The organism is Agrilactobacillus composti DSM 18527 = JCM 14202 (genome assembly GCF_001436375.1).
GTDB classification, from domain to species: domain Bacteria; phylum Bacillota; class Bacilli; order Lactobacillales; family Lactobacillaceae; genus Agrilactobacillus; species Agrilactobacillus composti.
Genome location: NZ_AZGA01000088.1, coordinates 126,802 through 150,255, shown reverse-complemented (window position 1 = coordinate 150,255; position 23,454 = coordinate 126,802). Strand labels below are relative to the sequence as shown.

Sequence of the window (23,454 nt, the reverse complement as noted above, 5' to 3'; positions counted from 1 at the left end):
TCCTCTAAATTATATCATTAATTTTAGAACTTTAATAAATTTACCCCAAACTGATGTTGCTCGTCTAGTAATGTGCCTACTAGTAATTGAATCATCCCCCATCCACCAGCAAAGCGATAAACTACCCTGTAAAGGGCCGGGCTTGGCCATTGGTGATCACATGCTCCAAGGTGCCAGAAAGCATTATTTCGGCCCGCTGAATCATGCTTTCCGGCGACTCTTTGATATCGGACACCAACCATTGAATAAATTGTGCGGCGATCGCCCAGCCAAAGAAATTGTCAATATCATCCCGCAAACGTTTTGAAATCGAAGCATCGATGCTTAAAACCACTTGATCCACCATGTTTTGGGCCACTTGAAATAAAAAGTCATCCAAAATACTGCGACTCAACGAATGAAAAGTCTGCAAGCAAAAGTTTTGATTGTCAGTGATGTAGGCCATGATGCGTTTATAGGCTTCCTGCCAGTGGTCAATATTGGTCAGAGGATCAACTTGTGAAATGATATCTTGCTCATAGGTCCATTGCAACAAAGCACTGATATCAGAAAAATGATAATAAAATGTATTGCGATTAATATGGGCTTTATCAGCTAAACGATTAATGGTGATATGGTCTAAACTGGTGGTCTGCATGAGTGCTTTCAGGGCATCAGCCAACACCCGCTTGGTGGAATGATCAGACATAAGGCACCCTCCTTTAATAAGGTACTTATAGTTTACCATGACCAAGAGGTGTATATTTAAACAAAAGCAATATATTGTTTATTTAAATTCCCTTTGGAACGTTTATGATAAGAGTTGTCAACAAGTTAAATAGCACATGGAGGTGCCACGATTATGAAGCATAAAACTTTATCGATTAGCTTAGGTGTCGCAGCAGCATTGATGGGCACGTATTGTTTCCTTAAAAAAACAGGTTTCTTTAAAGATGATTATTCAGCCTACGATGAATTTGAAGCAAATCAGGCTGACGACTAACACATTGGAGATGTAATGATGGTAAAACATAAAGCAATCATGATTGGTGCTGGTCTGTCGAACATGGCAGCAGCGGTTTATTTAATTCAAGAAGGTCACTGGCAAGGTGATCAAATTACTTTCTATGGCCTAGATGACCATGGCGCTAACGACGGGGCACCAACGGATACCGTGGGTGATGAATACTGGAACAAGAATCATCCTATGGCAAATACCAAAGGTTATGTAGCCCGGGGTGGTCGGATGTTGAACTACCGGACTTATGTGGATCTGATGGATCTATTAGACCGCGTTCCTTCGGTTACAGAACCTGGTATGACGGCCTCTGAAGATACCCGAGACTTTGATGCGAAACATCGCACGTTTGATAAAGCTCGCTTACTTGAAGGCGGCGTGGGGATCATCAATGGTGGGCATTTAGGTCTGAACAACAAGGATCGCATGCTTTTAAGCAAATTAGTATTAATGCCAGATAGCCAAGAAGAACAACTGGATAATGTCTCTATTGCCGACTATTTCCAAGATGATCCCCATATCTTCCAAACTAATTTCTGGTATATGTGGGAAACAACTTTTGCCTTTCGCACCAAGAGCTCTGCCCAAGAGTTGCGGCGTTACATGCATCAGATGATTTATGAATTCACCCAAATTGAACACTTAGTTGGGGTCAATCGGACCCGTTATAACCAATATGAAAGTATCATGCTGCCTTTGATTGATTACTTAAAAGCCCAGAATTGTCAAATTATTTTAAATCGCCGGGTCACCGACTGGACCTTTAAAAATTCCGAAATGCAAGATGAAATTACGGTCACTGGTTTGAAGATGACCAACACCGAGACGGGTGAAGAAGCGGTAGTACCGGTGGATGAGGACACAGCGGTGTTCTTCACCAATGGTTCAATCACCGATTCTGCTACCTTAGGGGACTATGACACACCTGCAGCCGAAAATATGGATTATGGGGCAGCGGCTGGCCTTTGGAAGAAAGCCACCGAGCGCTTTTATAACTTAGGCAATCCCGATAAGTTCTTTGCTGACCGTGACGCCAGTGAGTGGGTCAGCTTTACGTTGACCACCAAAGATCACTTGTTGCTTAATGAAATTACTCGGATTACCACGCAAGTGCCAGGTAATGCCTTGAATTCATTCCTATCCACCACACCGATCACCGATTTAGGCTACAAAGATGTGAATATGTCTATCGTGGTGCACCATCAACCGCATTTTACTACCCAAAAACCAAATGAAACGGTCATTTGGGGCTACTTCTTATATCCAAGACGTCGGGGTGAGTTCGTGGACAAACCCTATATTGAAATGACTGGGAAAGAAATGGCTGAAGAATTAATTGGCCAATTGTCAAAAGTTGACCCAGGACCGGTCAATATTAAGACCAAAAAAGCAGAAATACTGGCTAGTATTATCAATAACATTCCAGTATATATGCCTTACGCCTCAGCCCTCTTTAATAACCGCGCCAAAGTTGATCGGCCAAAAGTGATCCCAGAACATTCGACAAATTTGGCCTTTACTGGTGAATTTGCCGAACAACCTTTCCAAATGGTCTTCACCGAACAAAGTGCCGTGCGGTCTGGCGAGATCGCTGCCTATCATTTTGCTGGTATTCCAATGTCCCACTTGGTAGACACACCGCGGTATGATAAGGATCCTAAGACTTTGTTAGCCGCTACTAAAAAGATGTTCAGTTAATATTATCGTTACTAAAAGGGCGCTAAAGTTGTGTTTTGACAACTTTAGCGCCCTTTGTATGGGATAAGTCCGTTAATCAAATTGGGCTTTGATCCGTTTTTCCTCGCCAATGGCCACAATGGCTAAAACAAGGATACTCAGGATAACCGCAATATAGAAGACAATAAATGTATCTTGCCAACCGTGTAATAAATGGCCAAAAATCATAAGACCATTCTTTTTAGGATCCGCAATGGCCGCAAAACCAACTTGGGCCATGAGATCCCCAAAGATATAAGCAAACGTGCCCGTTAACCCATCAGAAACATTTAAGGCAGTTTTAGGGACAAAACTGATCACAGAAACGCCGATCAATAGCTGGGGCCCATAAATCAACATGCCTAAGCCAAATAGGGCCGTATTGATCATCAACGGCGTCGTACCATACCGGTAACCTAAGACCACAAAAGCTGTTAAAATCAAACAAATGATGGAAACCACCGCCCGGCGTCCCTTTAAGACATCTGAAAACCAGCCCCAAACGACACTGCCTAAGATACCACCTAATTGAAATAACAAAAGGGTATTGGCACCTTGGGCGATGGTGAAGTGCAATTGTTGCACGGTATAAAGTGGGGCCCAGTTGACAATGCCGATACGCACTACATAGACAAAGACATTGGCAATACACAATAACCAAACCCAAGGGCTCTTCATGACAAATGTCTTAAAGATCGTCCATTTGGACATGGTGCTAGCGGCTAAGTCAGCTTCTGGAATCTTTTCATCAAAAATAACTTCGCTGGCATCCCAGCCTAATTCCTTGGGATCATCGGCACCAAAAAATAAGCCCCAACAACCGACAAGCAAACCAATAATTGCCGGAAAGATGAACATCCCACCTACATGGCCGGCAAATAGGTGATTTGCCCCCCAAAGAGCAATGATCCCCGCCACGGCACCGCCGAGTTCGTGGGAGATGTTCCAAATCCCAATGTATTTGCCGCGAGAAGTTGTCGTGGTCCACCGGGAAATTGTCGAGAGGGAAGCAGAACCACCAGGAGACTGGAACAGGCCATTTAAGGACCATAATACTAATATTAAACCAACTGGCGCTTTATCCATCAAGAATAAAATCCCAATGATCAAGGTCATCAATGCCCCTAACATCAAGAGAAAAGACATAAAACGCTTGGTATTTTTACCATCAACCACATAACCTAAGACGGTCTTACCAATACCATAGGCTAAGGAGAAACCATAGCCGATCCATCCCAAGGCCGTGGTTGAGATACCATTTTGCTGCACCAACAATGGCTGAGCTGCAGATAAGTTGTTACGAATGAGATACATGCAAAAATAAACTAAGAATACCACCATAAACGCCTTGATAAATTCTTTGAACCACAATTGGCGTTCTTTGGTCACCCCTAAGCCCAGCGGTGTCGGACGTTTTAATGCAAAAAAGTGTTTCAAAACAAATTGCCTCCCAATGATAAATAAAATAATAACAGTTCCATTGTAACGCAAGCAAGGGTAGAGGGATAATCAGGTTAGACAGCTATTAGAACATCATTGATCAACTATTATTTTATTAAACGTGTTTGGGTGCTGCTGAGCACTAAAAAATCGAGCTAACAGTGGCAAAAAACACCGTTGGCTCGATTGTTAAACTCATAATTAAATTTTAGTCGGCATCATAGGCTGCTTGGAACAATTGGATGATTTCTTCCTTGGTGCCTTTACGGGGATTAGAGAAGGCGTTCCCGTCCTTGAGGGCATTCTCGGCCATTAATGGGAAGTCTTCAGGCTTAGCCCCAATTGCTTTAATGCTCTTAGGAATGCCCACATCTTCAGACATTTGACGCATGGCCTTGATGGCTAGTTCAGCGGCGTCTCTTGTGGACAGACCTTGGGTGTTTTCGCCCATGATCTCCGCCAATTGAGCAAACCGTTCTGGGGCAGCAATGATATTATATTCTTCAACGGTGGGTAATAAGAGCGCACAGCAGACCCCATGAGGCGCGTCGTATTGCCCGCCCAATTGGTGAGCCATGGCATGAACGTAACCTAAATCGGCATTGTTAAAGGCCATGCCGGCTAGCATTTCAGCTTCCACCATCTTCGTACGAGCTTCAATATTATGCCCGTTGGCAACGGCTTCTCGAAGACTGCCTTCAATGAGTTTGATGGCTTGAATACATTGGCTATCTGTAATAGCATTGCGATTGGTGGACACATATGGTTCAATGGCTTGGACAAAGGCATCCATCCCTGTGGCTGCCGTTAAGCCCTTAGGCACGTCTAGCATCAACATCGGGTCATTGAAGGAGACCAGGGGAATATTGCGCCAAGAAACCACAACAAATTTCAAGCGGGTCTTTTCATTGGTAATGACACAATGACGGGTCAATTCAGACCCCGTCCCGGCTGTCGTATTGACAGCAATCAATGGGGGGAGGGCGTTGGATAGGGTTTCAATACCAGCTAATTTGGTGATGTCGTCGCCATTGGTCAAAATAATCCCGGTGCCCTTGCCGGTGTCATGGGCCGAGCCGCCGCCAACAGTGATGATGCCATCACATTTTTCCTGTTGATAAAGGGCTTTGGCCGCTTGGATATTGTGGATTTTAGGATTAGGCTCAACCCCGTCGTAAATCGCATAAGCTACACCAGCTGCTTTTAGAGAAGCCAGGGTCTGTTCGACGGCACCGTTATGTAATCCCTCCAAAAACTTATCGGTGACCACTAAGGGCCGAGTCATATTTAGCATCTTGGCCCGGGCACCAATTTTTTCGATGACATTGGGGCCGAAAAAGTTAACACTTGGCATTAAAAAATCAAAATTTGTTTTCATGATTAATAGCCTCTTTATAATATTTTTTGAAAAACAAATCACAGATAGGGTGCTCAAGCTCAGTATGGGGTTGAAAAGCCTTTCTGTCATAAACTAAATTACAGTTAAATCATACCCTGAAATCGCCAACTAACAAGCGGACAAATTGTTAAATTTGAACGCTTTACAAGTGGTGATATTTGTGAATGGATCTTCAATAAAATTTTGTAGCTTGGGCCGGCCTACTGACGACGGGCCAGCAAACCGTTAGCCATATCTTGCACGGCTTGCTGGAGAAAATCAGTCTCTTGTACAGCACTTCTAGGTGTTGCTGTGCGTAGCCAAGAATTAATTTCGTGGGTGACTGCACTTGATAAGAATGTTGTCAAGAACAGCTGATAATCGGTTGTTAGCTTAATCTGGGCGTGGTGAACCAAGTCAGTGATGATTGCCGTGGTCAGTACTTCAATATGCATAGCAATGGCATACTCTGGCGCATTTTGATCATGATTGTCAAAGACTTGGCGATAAAAATGGCGATTATGATCAAAATATAGACACAGTTCTGAAATGATTTGCGCCCAATGTTGAAAATTAATGTTGGCATGAATGATTTGTGATATCTCATCATTATAAAGCCAAGTGATTAGATCGTATTTATCTACGAAATTATCATAAAATGTCTGCCGGCGTAAATTGGCCATTTGCATGATTTGAGTGACGCTGATTTTTGAAATTTCTTGATGGCTGATCAGTTGTTTAGCAGCTGTCGCAATTCTTTGCTTGGTTAGATAGGACAAGGCAAAGCACCTCCAAATTATTTGGCAGTACCAGGGGCTTACTGAAATCAAAATTATCCCAAGAGATCTAGTGTGGATCATTTTTGATAAAAAAACAGTGTTTAGGCCGTTTTTTTGGAAGGCTTAAGCACTGTTTTGAATTGTGTACAACTTAAAAATCAATCACTGGGTAGGGCGACAAAATCACGGCCACTAGCCACTAAATCGGAGTAATTTTTCTCCGTTAGATACAGTGTGTTTACTTGTTGATCCACATTCGTCAAAGCCGCGTAATAATCATCTGGCAAGGCATTTAGGAAATGTGTTGGGTCAATTTGACTACCGGCAAAATTCTTGGCAAATTTTGCTTTATCGAAGTAGATGATTTCTTGCTCATAATAGGAGTGTTTGTAATCATCTGATACTGAAATACCAGTGAACTTTTTGTCCAGGGCCAAGGTTGAAGCCTTGGAACGGACAATATATTTTTTACCAGCATCGGTCACCGATTGAATTTCATCTGACGCTTTAATACTTTTTCTAGCATTTTCCACGGAAAATAAATCGGAAATATTTTTTAAATCCTTCATTTCTATGATCAAATAATAGGCAGCCACAGCGACAACGATGACGATTGCGGCAATAAAGATGCTAGAGATAATTGTGTTATTTAATCGGATATGTTTGTAATTGAGCAAAACTTGATCTGCAATGGCAAAAGCTGTGGCCAAGCCAAGGATCAGCCAAGTTAAATTGACGCTGATTTTAGCGCCTTGATGATGTTTTAAAAATGTTCTGGCAGTTGCTAAATTAATTTTATGTTCATCCATAGACTTTTCCACCTTTCCTTAAGCTTTCATGACACCTAAGAGCACACCACCGGCAATGACCAAGACACAACCTAAGATCGTAAAACGTAGCTCTTTTTTAGTTTTGTGTTCGTGCAGTATGAAAATACCACCTAGCGTTGAAATGATGATACCCATTTGCGATAAGGCAAAACTAATAGCTAACCCGATCTGAGCAATGGCCAGTTGGTAAAATAAATTACCTAAGGCCCACATTAGACCCACGATAACGTTGAAATAAGTGAAGCGACTGCGCATTTGTTTCCCAGATAAAGAGCTGGAAGCAGCAAAGGCTTCAATCAAAGCACCGAAGGCTTGGGGTAAAAGAATGGCAAAGGCATCTACAGCAAAGGCCTTGGTAGTAATGGAATAAAGGGAGATCCCAACCCCAGACAACAGAATGGCAATATAGCCTACCACTGGGCTTTTGGTAGCGACGGGTTCTTGACTGGGCCCCTTTTCTTTTTTAGAAGTATAATAGGCGCCGATGATTAAAACAGCCAGGGCGATAAAGCCAAAGGTGTAATCATGGGCGTTGACCCATTCATGGAAAATAAAGGCGCCAGCTAGCGTAGTAATGATCAATTGTGCCGCGGTTGATAAAGGCAACCCAACTGAAACACCCACTTCATTAAAACCACGGAATTGCTGATTTTGCCCGTAGCAATAGAAGAAACCAGAAGCTAAGCCCACAAATGTAGTCTTTAAATCAATAGTAGGTTGTTTGATAAAAAACATTAAGAGAGCAAAAATTAAAATCCCGTAACTTTCCCCCAAAATTTGGTGTTGGTTGGTCCCACCAATCTTATTACTTACTAAACCAATACTGCCCCAACATACGGCTGTTATAAGGGCAAACAAAATTCCCAATTAAATCACCTTCCGAAAATAATAGTTTTGAATTAATCCGTTAATCGGATACTGGATCATTATTATATTTGTAATTATTCTCAATAATGATACACAGGGTTCATTATACACTTGAAAAACGTAATTATTTTTTTGATAACGCTTTTATATATCAATTTCTTTATTGAAGCGCTTTTTTACACCATGGTATCAGTAATTGAGACAATAATTAAAAATTTTTCAAGATTTAACCTTGCTAAAACTTAAATTGGTTGAGGCAGTATACAAAAAACAGCCTAAACTGAATGAGAACTAGTTTAGACTGTCTGGCAATATACGCCGTATTAGCAAAGCAGAGATTTATAACTTAATGACTGCCTTGGTAATTTTATAATCAATGTTGCCCGCTAAGACATCTGGGACTTGTTCTAAGGTTAATTCATGGGTAATTAAAGGTTCAACATCAATGAATTTACGGCTTAATAAGGTTAACGCTGGCGCCATGGCATGGGGATTGATAAAAGCACCCTTGATGGTTAGCTCCTTGGCATAGATATCAAAAGAGTTGACTTGAATCTGATCTTCAGGATTTGCCACGCCAAACATCAGGACCTGGCCGCCTTTGACAGCGCTGTTGATGGCTTGTTCTTGGGTCATTTTTAGGCCGACACATTCTACCACGATATCAAACTTTTCATCATGATTATCCTTAGCCGGATCAAACACTTCGTCGGCCCCAATACTATGCAACAAGGCGACTTTATCGGGATTGTGTCCGGAAACAGCCACTTTAGCAAGACCGGACTTAGCTAAATATGCCGTGAATAATTGTCCCACGAAGCCATCACCAATGACTAAAGCTGTATAATTAGATTGAATCGCTAGTTCCTGGATACCATGGACCACACAACTAACAGGTTCGGCCATGGCTGCGGCCTTCAAGCTTAAATTATCGGGAATTGGATAAACATTAGTCTGGGGCACATCCACATACTCTGCCATGCCACCATTGCGGGTCACACCGATGGCCGAATTATTTTCACATAATTGGGTCCGGCCTTCGTGACAATAGCGACAGTAGCCACATGGGATGTTAGGATCAATTGATACCCGTTGACCTATGGCTAATTCTTTTTGAACATCCGAACCGATTTCTGTGATGACACCGGCGTTTTCGTGGCCAAGAATAATTGGCGGCACAGCTTGTGCAGAGCCGGGTTGACCATTAAATAGGTGTTTGTCAGTCCCGCAGATCCCGGCGTATTTCATTTGTACCCGAACTTCGTTGCCTTTGAGCTGAGGCAAAGGTGTATCTTCTAATTTCATTTGGGCTTTGGCAGTTAAAACTAAGGATTTCATTTAATTATCGTTCCTTTCTATTCTTCTGGAACCAAGGGTCATTTTGAAAATTGAAATTTTTGCAACTGTCTATAACCTACAGGTTTCAGAAAAATATGTCAAATCGATTGTCTTCAGAAAAAACTAGCTTTGGTGAATTATGGTATGAATTGGTGCTTAAAATGTGTGAATATTTTAAATACATGCTTTTAGCCAAAAGCATGTATTTAAAAAGCCTATTTAATAGGCTTTCGGGAAAATACTAGTTTTAAATACATGCTTATGGTAAAATATATGAAAACCATGTATTTGAATTATTTGGTCAATTCAAAGTAAATGAGCAGTTAGTTATCCAACTGACTCAAAATTTTGAATCGGGAATGACTTTAAAATATTAGTTGGAGGTATCATTTTGAAATCGGTGGATAAAAGAACTTTTAATAAGGGCGAACATTTAAATGTTCAGCCAATCCGCAAACAAGCAGATATTGAGATCGCTAAATTTTTGCTGGCTAAAAACAAAAAAGGTCCTCGGGATGTTTTACTATTTCTTTTTGGCATTAATACCGGTTTACGGGCCAGCGATATTGTGGTGCGCAAAGTCGGCGAAGTTCGCCAAACAAAGCACCCGATTATCACAGAACAAAAAACCGGCAAAAAGCGCACGCTGAATCTAACCAATTTGGCCGACGAAATTGATACCTACATTCAAGGCATGCGGGATGATGAATACTTATTTCAAAGCAATAAATTCAGCAACTACCATTTAACAGTCAATGGCGTTTATCAAATCATGCAAAAACTGGGCAAACAAATGAACCGGTCAGATTTCGGCACTCATACTATGCGTAAGACTTTCGGTTACCATTATTACAAACAAACCCATGACATTGCCACCTTGATGACGATTTTTAATCATAGTAGTCAAAAGATTACTAAACGCTATATTGGCATCACTGACGATGAGATCAACGAATCGCTGGATAAATTCAAGCTGGGTTTATAGTCGGAAAAACACTACACAAATAAAATATTCATACTTTCAAGTTAACATAATACATTCATCGAAAATTCTTCCAATGATTTTGACAAAACTGGCACAAATTATTCACACAATCTCGTTATGATGTATACATCGAATAGTTAATTTCCTCCCAAAAATAATTATTCGATCTCCCAACAACTTAATAGTAACTTCTTCATTTTTCTTCCTCCCTAAAGACATGCATCCTCCCAATGCATGTCTTTTCTTTTTGGAACAATAATGGATACTTCATTATTTAACTACAATTTATTGCGAGTTTTGAAATACTTAAGACATATTTTCTTCACATGACCACGTTATGATAGAACCATCAAATAATTAATTCCTCCCAAAAATTGAATTATTTGATACCAACAACAATTATATTGAAGATTTCTTCTTCTTCCTCTTAGAGGCCATGCGAATGCAGCGCATGGCTTTTTCAATGTCTTAATTTATGCTAATTCAGCATTAGCTGTTAGCAGCATGGGCTTTACAAGTGAGTTCAGAAATATCGATTTGAATGACCACAGTTCCTTGCAGCACATGATCCGGAATCGCGTCAAAAGCTGTCAGGGGCTTGCCAGTTTCGTGGTACATCAGCAGACCTAAAGCATGTCTTTTGGTGGGTAGATCTGAGATAATTTTGGCCATGCCAAAACCGATGACGCTGGCATAGGCAAAGGAATATTTAGGCGCCTTTGTCCCCTGGGGCAAAAGCTGATGCTTGGTATCCATCTCCATACAAACATGGGGGTTATGTTCGATCAAACGGACTTTCTTCCCCTGCCTTGCCCCATGAATGTAGACAATCAAGTGATCCGCTACCCATTCACAGCCGAAGTTTGTCGGCACTATGTAGGGGAACGTTGTATCAAACAGCCCCAGGCGCACCACATGACAAGCCTGAATGGTGGCCTTGATTTCTTTGAGATCGTGCACTTGACGATCTTGACGCCGCATTTTTTCCATAAGACACCTCGTAATTTTCTAGATAGGTTTTATCATAAAACAGCCAAGTACACAATACAACGGTCATAATATTAGATTTTTGAAATACTTTCTTCGGGACTTATTGACATTTCCGGCATATTTTCTTCACAGGCCAACGTTATGATAGAACTATCAAATAATTAATTCCTCCCAAAAAATTGAATTATTTGATTACCAACCAACGACCAATTTAACTTTAGATTTTTCATGTTTGTTTTATTCCTCTTAGAAGGCCATGTGAATGCAGCACATGGCCCTTTTTGGCGCCGAAGTTTGAAAATTGACTTGTCAATAAAAACAACCTATGTTATTATTTAAAAGTAATATTTACTATTTAATCAAGCTGATTCAGCTTACATACTATTTGGAGGAAGATCTTTATATGGCTAAAAAATCTAAAATTGCCAAGTTTCAACGGCAACAAGCCTTAATTGTGAAATATGCCCCACTGCGGGCCGAGCTAAAGGCTAAAGGAGATTACGATGCATTACGGCAATTACCCCGGGATGCCAATCCCAATCGCCTCAAAAATCGGGATCAGCTGGACGGCCGGCCCCGGGCGTATATGCGCCAATTTGGCATGAGTCGCATCAATTTTCGCCAATATGCCCATCTTGGCCAAATTCCTGGTGTGCGTAAAGCCAGCTGGTAATTGAGATTAACTTTCTAGTGTTGCGTTAGCAGTATTGCACTGCCAGCCAGCACTATTTTTATACTCTGTTCCAGGTAATCCCGCTGAAAAAATCCATTGATGTGAAATCGTTTAATGATATATGCTGTCTTTTAGGCAAGTTCTGCACAAGTTTTAGAAATGTGCCAGCCAGATATTATAATAGGTATCATATCAGGAACCGATTTGAGTATCCTCCAATGTTTAATAATTATACGGCTATTTTTAACCTGTAATTATTCGATAATATCATTATAATATTAACTTATTGATGGTTTGAAATACCAGTTGATTACCAGTAATTATGTAATAATGGTCCTTCTCTAAAACCGGAAGAAAAGTCTAAAAAGATGTCTGAACAAACGGCAGACATTGCCAATGGCGCACATACCTGGCCGGCCATTAAAAATCCCCATAAGATTGACAGGCTTAACGTCAATTTCATGGGGATTTGCGGCACTATTTACTGAATGCCTTTGGCTTGGCAAGCAGGACATAAACCAAAAACTTCTAATTTTTGTGATTTGATTTTATATTCAGGAATCTGGCCTTGAAACAAGGTCATTGGGGGTTCATTGAGTTCAACGACGAGCCCACAGTTTTGACAAATAAAATGACTATGCTGGGTATGCTTAAAGTCACACTGATATTTCACGTGGAGGCCACTTTCAAACATGCGCTTTTCAATGATATCTAATGCGGCCAATTCATCAATATTACGATAGACGGTTTCATAACTCATCCTGGCATAACGCTGGCGTAAATAGCTATCAACTTGTTTGACCGGCAAATAGTAGTCTTGGTACTGATTCAAATAATGCAACAAATCTTGCCGTTGCTTAGTGATCCGCAAATCCGCTTGTTGCATTAATTCAATTGCCGGTTTAATTTCGGGATAAATCAAATTGAACACCTCCGAAGTTCGATTAACTAAGCATATCATAACCCATTTTACATCAGAAACCAATCCTTACCGCATATCCCCCACTTGATTGCAGCGTAATTTTCTCAAGCAATTGGCAAAAATTATTTAGCTTCAGTATCTAATATCTTATTTAATTCTTGGTACTGGCTTAACATCCAAGTTTTGTAATTTTTACCAGCAGGCAACGTTTCAGTTACTTTTAAAACAGGGATATTATTGGCCTTAGATAAGCTTACAAAATTATTGACAGTCTTGCTGTCCACTTGACTATTGTAAACGAAAAAGGCAATCTTTTTGGCCTTGATCCCCGCTTGCATGGCTTTAATAGCAGCTGGCGCGGGGTCCGTGGAATTTTCAGTAGACTTTTCAAAGCTTTCGTTGCCGACTTTAAAGCCCATGGCTTCAATGGCATAATCAAAGACTGGTTCACTGACATAGACATCTTTATTGGCAACCTTAGCGGCTTTTTGTTTCAACTGACTAATTTCTTCATTGACTGGTTGCAGGGATGCTATGTACTTGGCAGCATTGTTGGTGAAGTACTTTTTATTCTTAGGCTGTTTTTTACCTAATTGGGCGGCAATCTCATTAGCCAATTTAGGCATGGTATCTGGGTTATACCATAAATGCGGATTATCGCCAGTCTTCTTGTTCATTAAGTCTTCACCGACTTTAATATACTTGGCATCATTGGCATTGCTGGCTAATTTATTCATCCAAGCATCATAACCGATGCCGTTGGCGACGATAATATTAGCCCCAGTGACTTCTTTAGCAACCTTTGTCGTTGGTTCATAATCATGGGGGTCCACATTGGGTTTATTAATAATCGAGGTGACCGTTGCTTTATTACCGGCAACCGCTTTGGCAACCTCCCCATAAAAGTCAGTGGTGGCCACAATGGTTGTTTTCCCATTGCTGCTGGCACTTTGACTAGTTTTACTGCCACATGCGGTAAATGTCAGGGCTAAGGCCAAGGTACCCAGAACTAAGGCAATATTTCGGAACTTTCTTGAAATCTTAATCATGAAGTTAATCCCTCTTCCTAAAATAATGACAATATGTAATCATCCATCGGGCGTTTCGATGGATAATTGAACGTTATTAAGCATAACGTATTGCGTTAATTTTGTAAATAGTAAAAATTACTTTATAAAAAAATAGCCACTTCCCATATGGAAAGCAGCCAGTAAAAATACATTCTTATTTTGCAGTGAGCACTTTACGTTTATTGCGTTTGTATTCTTTAATGAGCTTCAGCGCATGTTTACGGGTCTTAATGCTGGGGCTTTTCATTTGGCGATAGGCACTGGAAATATCTTGTTTTGCCATAATTGACATCCACCTTTTTGATTAGTTTATGAGTAAATAGTATAAACTACTATTTGCAACGCAACCCAATCTAACACCATTTTTTTAACTTGTCAAACCGCTTAAAAAAAGTTGAAAAGTAATTTGCCGAATAAGTGGAACTGGAGTATGATGTTAATCGTAAAAATTACTATAATTACGGAGGCACTTATGAAAGAACAAGTTGATGAATTGGGTAAAGCAACAAACATAGATTTCCCAGCATTGAAATATGGTTTTGCCTTTACGGGCAATCTCAGTATCTTGGCAAGACTGCCTGAAGATAAAGTTATTGCCGATCACACCTATTTGCATCATGTAGGTGATAGTTTCACCTTGTATCAAGAATCCAGCCAGGGTATCAAAATTTTGGTGACCGTGCTTGATGGACTCACGACTGCTTTAGCTAATTTCCCGATCCGACAAAATGAAGCAGGCACGCTTTATGTAGCTCATCCAAATATACCAACTGATTTAACGCCTGAAGCAGTTCAGGAGTTGTTTCTTTAAGAAAAAAATCCCCCGATATCACTACATTCCTGAAATGATTCAGGGATGACGGTGATACGGGGGATTTTTTAAAAGCAGATGTTACAAATTATTTTGAAAAATCAACATTTTTAGTTTCTTTAGTAGTTATTAGAGAGATAAAGCAAGCAATCCCCATCAAGGCTAAGTAAAAACCTACAGCGCGCAAACCCCATTGGGCGGCTAACCAAGTGGCGATGGTTGGTGCAAAAGCGGCCCCGACGATGGCTGCTAAGTTATAAGAAATACCTGCACCAGAATAACGAACTTTGGTTGAGAATAATTCAGGCAATACTGCCCCGACTGGGCCAAAGGCTGAGCCCATGACCACAAACCCGATAACAAGAAAGGCGATGGCACCGGCAAAGTTGCGTTGCCCATTTAAGAACAGTGGGATCAACAAAGCGAAGACGACCATGGCCAAAGACGCAGTGATCAACACGGCCCGACGATTTAAAACATCTGCCAACTGGGATGCCACAAGGATCATAGCGGCAAAGACAATAATTGCACCCATTAATAAGAACAAATACTCGCGGTTGGTAAAACCTAATTTAGCAGTGGCATAAGTCAAAGACCAGGTTGTTAATAGATAGAATAATGTGTATGTACTAGCAACGATAAAGGTACCTTGAACAATTTGACGCCAGCTTTCTTTGAAAACGACAGCCAGTGGTGACTTAGTAACTTGATGTTTCTTTTGAGCCATACGGAATAAGGGTGTTTCTTGCATTCTCTCCCGAACCCAAAAACCGACAATCACGAGGACTGCAGAAGCCAGAAATGGAATCCGCCAGCCAAAACTAGTCATCTGTGATTTTGACAAAAATGACTCTAAGCCAAAGAACAAACCGTTACTTAAGAAGAAGCCTAAAGGTGCCCCTAATTCAGGGAAAGCCCCATATAAAGCCCGACGGTTAGCAGGGGCATTTTCGGTGGCGACTAACGCAGCACCAGACCATTCACCCCCAAGGCCGATACCTTGGATGAAGCGACAAAGACATAATAAAATAATAGCAGCTAAACCTAGTGTCGAATAACTTGGTAAGACCCCGATTAAGACTGTGGAGCAACCCATTAATAGTAATGAAACGACCAGTGTCTTCTTACGACCAATGCGATCACCGAAATGGCCAAAGACAAAGGATCCTAAAGGCCGAGCCACAAAGGCGACCCCAAAGGTTAACAAACTTAAGATCGTGGCAATGGTTGGGGTGACTTGAGGAAAGAATACGGTGGGGAAATATGCGGCGGCAGCGGTGCCGTAAGCATAAAAATCAAAGAATTCAATGGCGGTACCGATCATTGAGGCAAAGATGACGGTTTTAACCGAATCACGCTGTAAGGAACTGGCTTGCGCTTCGGCTTCAGTACTACTGACTGTTGTGGTTGTTTCCATATTACATGACACTTCCCTTTCAACTTTTAAAAGTTTTCTTCAACAAATTAAATAATGTGAAACATGCTGTGAATGTGTGTTAGGAATCACCTCCTTAAAGGTATGAAAAAAACCAAGGGCTGTCGTGTGACGACCCTTGGTTTCACTTACCAACGTCGCCCGCATTGTTCGATGCGGGCATCCTAATAAATCAGCCCGCATCCTTAATAATGGCGCTGATAATTAAAATATTTAATTTTACGTTGGTGTTTGTCATTATAATCTTCCTCTAATCTTTCGTTAACCTTAATCAAATACGTTTATTATGTTTCTAATAATAAACCGAATTTCTGAAAATGCAAGAACTTTTTCGAATTTTTTCAATAAAATAATTTTTCAAGCGTATATAATCCTAGTGGGCCACGGGTTGTGCGTGTTTCTTTTTGAAATAATAATAAATCGGAATCCCAGAAGCGACGATAATAATACTGAACAAGATACCCATGGGGTCATTAATGACCTCACTAAAAATGACAAAACCGGCACCTAAGATAGCAATAATTGGCGTCAGTGGATAAAACGGTACGCGAAAACTTTGTTTGTCAATTTGCGCCGTTGTTTGTTCCCGGCGCCGCAATTTGAACAAGCCCACAAATGCCATGACATAGAAAATATAAACTGTTGTGATACATAAATCAGATAAGCGATCAGGATTGGCGAAGAGCACTAATAGCATAGCAATGCCTAACACCGTCACAATGGCATAAATGGGTGATAGCGTCTTTTTATTGATATAAGCTAATTTATCAGAAAATGGCAATTCCTTGTTATCAGCCATCTTCCACATGATCCGGGGAAACGTCATGATTTTACCGTTCATACAGCCTAGAATCGAAATAATGATCCCGATATTTAAAATTTTACCGCCAAGACCCCCGAAAGCCAATTTTGCAAAGGCAGGGGTGGCATTTTGGCCCAGCCGGTGAATTTCAGCAGCGGGCATGACCCGATAAATGCCAAAAGTCACCAATAAGTAGATGACCGATACTAATAAAATACCTAGGCCAATGGCTTTGGGTAACATCTTTTTGGGATTTTTAATTTCCCCACCCATATTTGCAACGAGGACCCAGCCATCATAGGCAAACAAAGTCGCCAATACAGCAACGCCAAAGCCACTGCCGGCTTGGCTGGTGATGTGTTGGACGCTTTGACCAAAGGCGTTCCCATTACCGAAGAATAATCCAAAAACGATGATCATGGTAATTGGGACCAACTTACATAAAGTAATAATGATGGCAATTGATGCTCCAAAGCGATTAGATAAGAAATTGATCAAACCGATGAAAGCAATGGCAATTAGGCCAACGGGAACTAGCCACTTATTGCCAATACCAAAGAAATCTGTTACTAAAACGCCAAGATATAAGGCCAACGAAGCGATCATTGAAGGACCGTAAACGATGATTTGCATCCAGCCAGATAAAAAGCCCCAGAACTTGTTGTACATGTTTTCCATGTAATGATAGAGCCCACCAGTTTCAGGCATTTGTGAGCCGATTTCAGCAATGGACAATCCTGAAGTTAAAGTGATGATCCCACCCAACAACCAAGCACCCAAGGCCATGGTCGTCCCGCCCGCGGCGTCTAATACAGAAGCTTGTTTGAAAAATATTCCGGATCCGATGATAGTCCCAATGACCAAAGCCAAGGCCGACCATAAACCAAGATCACGCTTTAAAGCAACTTTAGTGGTATGTTTCATGACACCAGTGGCACTTTGCGAACTTTGTTCCATGCAATTCACTCCCAAACAAATTCAATGATCCTACCAGCAACAACCATTTTCCCAACAGATGAGAAAATACTTACATATGATGTTACATAAATTAGATTTCTCTAATTTTGAAAAAATTATAACACATTTTTCCGAAATTACATGTATTGTAGCTCTTTTTAGAGTGAATTTTTTTCATTTTTGTGTTTTGTTTTTGTAGTTTTGGATAATTTAACGAATGCGTTTTTATGAGAAAAGCAACCTCATTTGTAAAAAAGGCATTAATTATAACTTTATTTCCTGTTTTTTCGCGTTAATCAATCCAACACAACTTCGTTATAAAAATGTTATGTAATCTAAACTGGTTTTAGCCCGACTATTATTTCTTTGAATACGCCGTAATTGATTGCCAGGCCTAGAACACATATACTAAATATAGTAATTAATCCTAATAAGGGGGCATGATGATGAACGACATCAAAACAACTTTAAGAAACCTGTCACCACAAGAAAAAATGACACTAACTTCCGGCCATGATTTTTGGTCATCAGAACCGCTATACCCACACAACATCCCTAGTTTTCGCATGAGTGATGGCCCCCATGGCCTGCGCTATCAAGCGCAGGCTGGTGATCATTTAGGTCTCAATAAAAGCGTGCCGAGCACCAGTTTCCCCACGGCCAGCGCATCAGCTTGCACATGGGACCTGGATTTGCTTTATCAAATGGGTCAAGGCATCGCCAAAGAAGCTCAAAGCTGCCAAGTGGACATGGTCCTGGGCCCTGGGGTAAATATCAAACGCAATCCGCTTTGCGGTCGTAATTTTGAATATTTTTCAGAAGATCCTTATTTAGCTGGACAATTAGGGGCGTCTTGGATAAATGGTCTCCAAGATCAAGGTATCGCAGCGTGCTTAAAACATTTTGCTTGTAACAATCAAGAAAATGACCGCTTATTATCTGACTCACTCGTTGACCCGGTTGCCTTACATGAACTTTACTTAGAAGCCTTTCGCATCGCAGTTGAACAAAGTCAACCTGAAAGTATCATGTGTGCCTACAATAAAATCAATGGTACTTATGCCAGTGACAACTATTACTTATTAACAGAAGTACTCCGACGCCAATGGGGCTTTAAGGGGGCCGTTATCACCGACTGGGGCGCATTAAATAACAAAGTTAAAGCAATCAATGCCGGTACAGATCTAGAGATGCCAAGCAGTCAGCACATGTTTGATCAGGCAGCCCTGGCCGATCTTAAAACAGGTGAGTTGTCTGCACAGGCATTGGATCGGGCTGCTCGCCACGTGATTACTTTAGCCCGACAACCACGACCCAAATTTGAGGGTGATCGTTCAGTATTACTTACCCAAAATGCCACCCTGGCGCAAAAAATAGCTGAAAATAGCATTGTTCTCTTAAAAAACACGGCCCATATTTTACCCCTACAGCCAACCGATAAATTATTGGTAGTGGGTGAAATGGCCCAACATACCCGCTATCAAGGTGCCGGTTCTTCACATATCAATCCACCGGCGGCCATTAGTATTATTGCTGGTTTAAAATCAGAAAATATTCAGTTCAATTATCAAGTCGGTTACCGGTTTGATAACCAGCAAACCACCGCTTTAGCAGCGGCGGCCCGTCAAAGCGCCCAAGAAGCTGACAAAGTCATTTTAGTATTGGGCTTGCCGGAAGTGGCGGAATCAGAAGGCTTTGATCGAACAAGTTTAGACTTGCCCGCAAATCAAAACGACCTGGTCGACCAATTAGCCCAGGTCAATCCCAACCTCATCATTTTATTGGTGGCTGGCGCACCAGTCACACTCCCTTGGTTAGACCAAACTAAAGGACTATTAAATCTTTACTTAAACGGTGAAAATGTGGGTAAGGCCTGCGCACGTATTTTAAATGGCCAGGTCAATCCCAGTGGTAAATTGGCTGAGACCTATCCGATTGCTTATAAAGATGTCCCTTCTGCGCAAACCTATGACCATAATACCCGTTCGGTCGCCTATGAAGAAAGTCTTTATGTGGGTTATCGCTATTATGACAAGGCCAATGTGGCTGTTAACTTTCCCTTTGGTTTTGGGTTAAGCTATACCACTTTCAAATTGGCGCAACTGCAGCGTGACACGACCCACATTGCCCCTGGTCAGCAGCTTACCCTCAGCGTGGCCCTGACCAACACAGGCCCAATCGCTGGCCAAGAGGTGGTCCAAGTTTATGTGGGCGCCGACCCCAAAGCACCTTTGACGCCTTTGACGGCCTTGAAAGCCTTTCAAAAAGTGCCACTTGCCCCTGGTGAAACTAAAACAGTCACCTTCACCTTGCCAGCCCAAGCCTTCATGCAGTGGGATCCTGACTTAGAGCAATGGCGCCTGCCCAAAGGCTCACGGCGCTTGTACGTAGGGACCAGTTCGCGGAACTTACCGTTAGAAACCGTTGTGACGTTAGATGGTGCTACCTCAGTCCGCACGCAAGCATTACCCCAGTGGTATATCACACCTGTAGGTTATCCAAACGCCACCGATTTTGAATTACTCAGTGGCTTGCGGGCAAAACCGATGCTGGCCACCCCAGTCGGTGCTTTTACAGCTATGAATACCCCCAGAGAACTATCTAAAGGTTCGCTACCCGTACGCCAAATCACCAACCTTATCCGCCATTACCAAACTAAAGATCTGGCTGATCCTAAGGGCTCAGAAGCCCAATTTATGGATAAAATTATTTTAGATACACCTTTGATCCGCTTATCCCAGCAAACCCAAGGCCAATTCAGTCTACCCATGCTTAAGCGTTTAGTCGCTTTGGCCAATCACAACTATTGGCGGGCATTGGTTGGAAAATAACGATTTGGAGGCCAATTTTCATGACAGATAAAGTGACAAAGCCACAAGCGCCATTGCCAACTATGACGACCCGGGGCGAACGACTGAATTATTGGTTTTATTTCTTGGGTCAAAGCATGTCGTATACCATGCTAGGGGGATTTTTAACCACTTATATGATGATGGTGGGAGTCGACTTGGACAAGATTGCCCTGGCCATGGTAGCCGTTAAACTATGGGATTCCGTGAATGATACCATCTTCGGTATTATTTTTGACAAGGTAAAGTTCAAAAGTGGCAATAAAAGCATGCCTTGGATCCGCATGACGTTGGGGTTAATTCCCTTGACAACCCTATTCATTTATCTCATCCCCAGCGGTTTGAACACCGGTACCAAATTAGCTTGGTTTATTGTTGCGTACTTACTTTTGGATGCTGCGTATACCCTAAGCGATATCCCAATCTATAACCTGGCCACTGCCTTAACCACCAATCTAGTGGAACGCAATAGTATTTTGTCTATTGCTAGAATTTATGCTTTAGCAGGCGCCTTTATCACCTCGATGTTGACTACTTTTCTTGTGAGCGAGCGGGTAGGCTTGTCATTTGGCCTCACAGCAATTATTGTGGTGATTTTTGTCATTTTGGCCATGCTCCCGATTGCTTTGAAGGGCCATGAACGCATCAAAGTTCAATCCAGTGAAGAGAGTTATACAGTTTCTAGAATGTTTAAATATCTTAGAGACAATAAATATCTATTTCTATATTATTCCGGTTATATTCTTTCTGGTATTTTCATGACCAACGCAGCAATCGATTTATTCGTTTCTTATTATTTATTTGGCAGTGCCCTTTTCAGTACCTTCATGCTTGTCATGTCAGCGTTGCCCATGGTCGTTATTTCATTGTTAATTCAGAAAATATTAAATAAAATTGATAAATTTAAACTATTTTATTGGAGTAACGTTTTATTTGTCCTATTTGGCCTCGCAGTTTGGCTTGGCGGTTATCAAAAAGTGTGGTTGTATGTCACTTTGGTGGTGTTACGGTCCATCCCCCAAGGTTTTATGTTCACCTTAAATCTCACTTTCACCCCTGATATCGTTGAATACGGCCGCTTCAAAACTGGTGTAGATGCCCGGGGTGTTGCCTTTGCCTTTCAATCATTTGCTGCCAAGTTGACCTCTTTGGCCCAACCCTTGGGGTTATTCATCTTAGGTTTGTTTGGCTGGATCACCATTAAAGCCAACAGTTTTGCCGCCCTCAAAGCGCTGCATATCACCCAAACACCCCAAGCGTTGCAGGGCCTTTGGTTCACAGCGACTTTGATCCCCGTCATCGGTGTTTTGCTAGCTTTGATCCCCTATAGCTTTTATAAATTGAATGACCACGATGTCCAAATCATGGCTCGTTTTAACGCCAATGAAATAACGTTGGCTGAAGCCAAAGAAACTTTATCGCGGTCTTATTAATCCTTGGAGGTCTTTTGTATGTCTGAATCAAACGTCAATATTCACCGGCACCAACCACCTGCCTGGTTTAAACAAGCCGACTTTGGCATCTTCATTCACTGGGGTTTATATAGTGTCCCAGCCTTTGCCCCCGTGGCAACTGAAGACTTTGGCAAACTGGTGAAACACCAATCGATCCGTTACCTCTATGAACACACGCCTTATGCTGAATGGTATGCCAACTCGATTCAAATCAAAGGAACAGCGGCTTATCAATATCACCATGACCATTATGGCAATCAACCCTACAGCCAATTTGCGCAAACCTTTAAAAAATCTGCCCGTCAGGTGGATCCAAGTGCTTGGGCCCAGGCTTTTGTCAAAGCCGGTGCCAAATATGTGGTCCTGGTCACCAAACACCACGACGGGTTTTTATTATTTAATAGTCAGCAAACCAATCCCAACATCGCCGATTACCAATTAGATTTTGATTTTGTAGGCGCACTGGCTAAAGCATGTCGCCAGGCAGGCCTGCGCTTTGGCGTGTACTACTCTTCCTTATTGGATTGGACCTTCACCAATAAACCCATCCGCAATGGCGCCGATTTACTACTGGGTAACAATAACACCAAAGCCTATATGGACTACTGTTACAACCACTGGTTAGAACTGATCGAGCGCTATCACCCCGATATTTTATGGAGCGATATTGGTTATCCCGCGGATACCCGCTTACCGGCGCTATTTGATTATTATTACCAGGTAGTACCCGATGGCATGGTCAATGATCGCTGGGGACAATTTCCCAATATCTTACGCCACCCCCCGATGCGGGCTTTATTTAACCTCGTTGCCAACGTGGTCAATCATCGCCGCAATCAACAAAATACTATCCCCAAGGCCAAATACTATGACTACCGTACCTTAGAGTATAATTTGCAAGACTGGCCTGACAAACAAACTTATTTTGAAATTTGTCGGGGCATGGACAAATCCTTTGGTTATAATCAATTCAGCCGGCCAGAAGACTACATTACCCCCGCTGAAGTCCACCAAATCATCGCTCAAGCCGTCCCCCAAAACGGCCGCTTACTACTAAATGTTGGACCCGATCAAAATGGCACGATTCCCGCCTATCAGCTGCAAATATTAAAAGAACTGGCCCAAAAGCGCTGAACATAAGTCATAATTGACTTTTCAACT

Annotated in this window: 21 protein-coding genes; 8 read left to right on the top strand and 13 right to left on the bottom strand. The window is 41.8% G+C overall.

From position 1 onward, the window contains the following. Positions 1-121: 121 nt before the first annotated feature. Positions 122-688, bottom strand: coding sequence for a TetR/AcrR family transcriptional regulator (locus FC83_RS15845; RefSeq protein WP_035451518.1), 567 nt, complete (start codon positions 686-688; stop codon positions 122-124). Between the two features lie 153 nt (positions 689-841). On the opposite strand from FC83_RS15845, the gene FC83_RS17140 reads away from it, so the two are divergent. Together FC83_RS17140 and FC83_RS15840 are read left to right on the top strand one after the other, a co-directional pair. Next, positions 842-982 (top strand): methanol dehydrogenase, encoded by a 141-nt coding sequence (locus FC83_RS17140; protein ID WP_200868842.1) that lies wholly within the window; start codon positions 842-844, stop codon positions 980-982. Between the two features lie 18 nt (positions 983-1,000). After that, positions 1,001-2,695 carry an oleate hydratase gene (locus FC83_RS15840; RefSeq protein ID WP_057003004.1) on the top strand — a complete coding sequence of 565 codons (1,695 nt, stop codon included), beginning with the start codon at positions 1,001-1,003 and terminating at the stop codon, positions 2,693-2,695. A 72-nt stretch (positions 2,696-2,767) separates the two neighbouring features. Here FC83_RS15840 and uhpT read toward each other — a convergent pair whose 3' ends face one another. The 6 genes from uhpT to FC83_RS15810 form a co-directional block, all read right to left on the bottom strand. After that, complete coding sequence (gene uhpT, locus FC83_RS15835; protein ID WP_035451515.1) at positions 2,768-4,150, bottom strand: hexose-6-phosphate:phosphate antiporter; 1,383 nt, start codon at positions 4,148-4,150, stop codon at positions 2,768-2,770. Positions 4,151-4,361: 211 nt separating this feature from the next. Next, positions 4,362-5,531 (bottom strand): iron-containing alcohol dehydrogenase, encoded by a 1,170-nt coding sequence (locus FC83_RS15830; protein WP_057003003.1) that lies wholly within the window; start codon positions 5,529-5,531, stop codon positions 4,362-4,364. Between the two features lie 221 nt (positions 5,532-5,752). Next, positions 5,753-6,310, bottom strand: coding sequence for a dihydroxyacetone kinase transcriptional activator DhaS (dhaS, locus tag FC83_RS15825; RefSeq protein ID WP_035451514.1), 558 nt, complete (start codon positions 6,308-6,310; stop codon positions 5,753-5,755). Between the two features lie 158 nt (positions 6,311-6,468). Then, on the bottom strand, positions 6,469-7,119 hold the full coding sequence (locus FC83_RS15820; RefSeq protein WP_035451512.1) for a hypothetical protein: 651 nt from the start codon (positions 7,117-7,119) through the stop codon (positions 6,469-6,471). Between the two features lie 18 nt (positions 7,120-7,137). Further along, complete coding sequence (locus FC83_RS15815; protein ID WP_035451511.1) at positions 7,138-8,007, bottom strand: GRP family sugar transporter; 870 nt, start codon at positions 8,005-8,007, stop codon at positions 7,138-7,140. Between the two features lie 339 nt (positions 8,008-8,346). Continuing rightward, complete coding sequence (locus FC83_RS15810; protein WP_035451509.1) at positions 8,347-9,345, bottom strand: zinc-dependent alcohol dehydrogenase family protein; 999 nt, start codon at positions 9,343-9,345, stop codon at positions 8,347-8,349. Between the two features lie 391 nt (positions 9,346-9,736). Here FC83_RS15810 and FC83_RS15805 point away from each other — a divergent pair, with 391 nt between their 5' ends. Beyond that, on the top strand, positions 9,737-10,330 hold the full coding sequence (locus FC83_RS15805; protein WP_236700853.1) for a tyrosine-type recombinase/integrase: 594 nt from the start codon (positions 9,737-9,739) through the stop codon (positions 10,328-10,330). A gap of 489 nt (positions 10,331-10,819) precedes the next feature. Here the strand turns inward: FC83_RS15805 and FC83_RS15800 are convergent, their stop codons facing one another. Continuing rightward, positions 10,820-11,320: a pyridoxamine 5'-phosphate oxidase family protein gene (locus FC83_RS15800; RefSeq protein ID WP_052004504.1), complete on the bottom strand. Its 501-nt coding sequence runs from the start codon at positions 11,318-11,320 to the stop codon at positions 10,820-10,822. 403 nt (positions 11,321-11,723) lie between these two features. Here FC83_RS15800 and rpsN point away from each other — a divergent pair, with 403 nt between their 5' ends. Further along, positions 11,724-11,993, top strand: a complete 270-nt coding sequence (rpsN, locus tag FC83_RS15795; protein WP_057003002.1) for a 30S ribosomal protein S14 — start codon at positions 11,724-11,726, stop codon at positions 11,991-11,993. A gap of 481 nt (positions 11,994-12,474) precedes the next feature. On the opposite strand, the gene FC83_RS15790 is transcribed toward rpsN, so the two are convergent. The 3 genes from FC83_RS15790 to FC83_RS17285 form a co-directional block, all read right to left on the bottom strand. Then, entirely contained in the window at positions 12,475-12,915 is a 441-nt protein-coding gene (locus FC83_RS15790; protein ID WP_235184217.1) for a Fur family transcriptional regulator, read from the bottom strand. A gap of 122 nt (positions 12,916-13,037) precedes the next feature. Next, positions 13,038-13,964: a metal ABC transporter solute-binding protein gene (locus FC83_RS15785; protein WP_035451506.1), complete on the bottom strand. Its 927-nt coding sequence runs from the start codon at positions 13,962-13,964 to the stop codon at positions 13,038-13,040. Between the two features lie 175 nt (positions 13,965-14,139). Further along, the gene (locus FC83_RS17285; RefSeq protein ID WP_161633781.1) at positions 14,140-14,268 is read right to left on the bottom strand and encodes a putative metal homeostasis protein; all 129 of its coding nucleotides are present in this window, start codon (positions 14,266-14,268) and stop codon (positions 14,140-14,142) included. Positions 14,269-14,457: 189 nt separating this feature from the next. Between FC83_RS17285 and FC83_RS15780 the strand changes: the two genes are divergently transcribed. Further along, entirely contained in the window at positions 14,458-14,796 is a 339-nt protein-coding gene (locus FC83_RS15780) for a hypothetical protein (RefSeq protein WP_035451504.1), read from the top strand. Positions 14,797-14,884: 88 nt separating this feature from the next. On the opposite strand, the gene FC83_RS15775 is transcribed toward FC83_RS15780, so the two are convergent. Together FC83_RS15775 and FC83_RS15770 are read right to left on the bottom strand one after the other, a co-directional pair. Then, positions 14,885-16,213: an MFS transporter gene (locus FC83_RS15775; RefSeq protein ID WP_057003001.1), complete on the bottom strand. Its 1,329-nt coding sequence runs from the start codon at positions 16,211-16,213 to the stop codon at positions 14,885-14,887. A 391-nt stretch (positions 16,214-16,604) separates the two neighbouring features. Then, on the bottom strand, positions 16,605-17,957 hold the full coding sequence (locus tag FC83_RS15770; RefSeq protein WP_057003066.1) for an APC family permease: 1,353 nt from the start codon (positions 17,955-17,957) through the stop codon (positions 16,605-16,607). A gap of 479 nt (positions 17,958-18,436) precedes the next feature. Between FC83_RS15770 and FC83_RS15765 the strand changes: the two genes are divergently transcribed. The 3 genes from FC83_RS15765 to FC83_RS15755 are packed head-to-tail and all read left to right on the top strand — an operon-like array spanning position 18,437 to position 23,427. Beyond that, complete coding sequence (locus tag FC83_RS15765; RefSeq protein ID WP_057003000.1) at positions 18,437-20,821, top strand: glycoside hydrolase family 3 C-terminal domain-containing protein; 2,385 nt, start codon at positions 18,437-18,439, stop codon at positions 20,819-20,821. 20 nt (positions 20,822-20,841) lie between these two features. Next, positions 20,842-22,272 carry an MFS transporter gene (locus tag FC83_RS15760; protein ID WP_057002999.1) on the top strand — a complete coding sequence of 477 codons (1,431 nt, stop codon included), beginning with the start codon at positions 20,842-20,844 and terminating at the stop codon, positions 22,270-22,272. 18 nt (positions 22,273-22,290) lie between these two features. Beyond that, positions 22,291-23,427: an alpha-L-fucosidase gene (locus FC83_RS15755; RefSeq protein ID WP_057002998.1), complete on the top strand. Its 1,137-nt coding sequence runs from the start codon at positions 22,291-22,293 to the stop codon at positions 23,425-23,427. Positions 23,428-23,454: the final 27 nt, after the last annotated feature.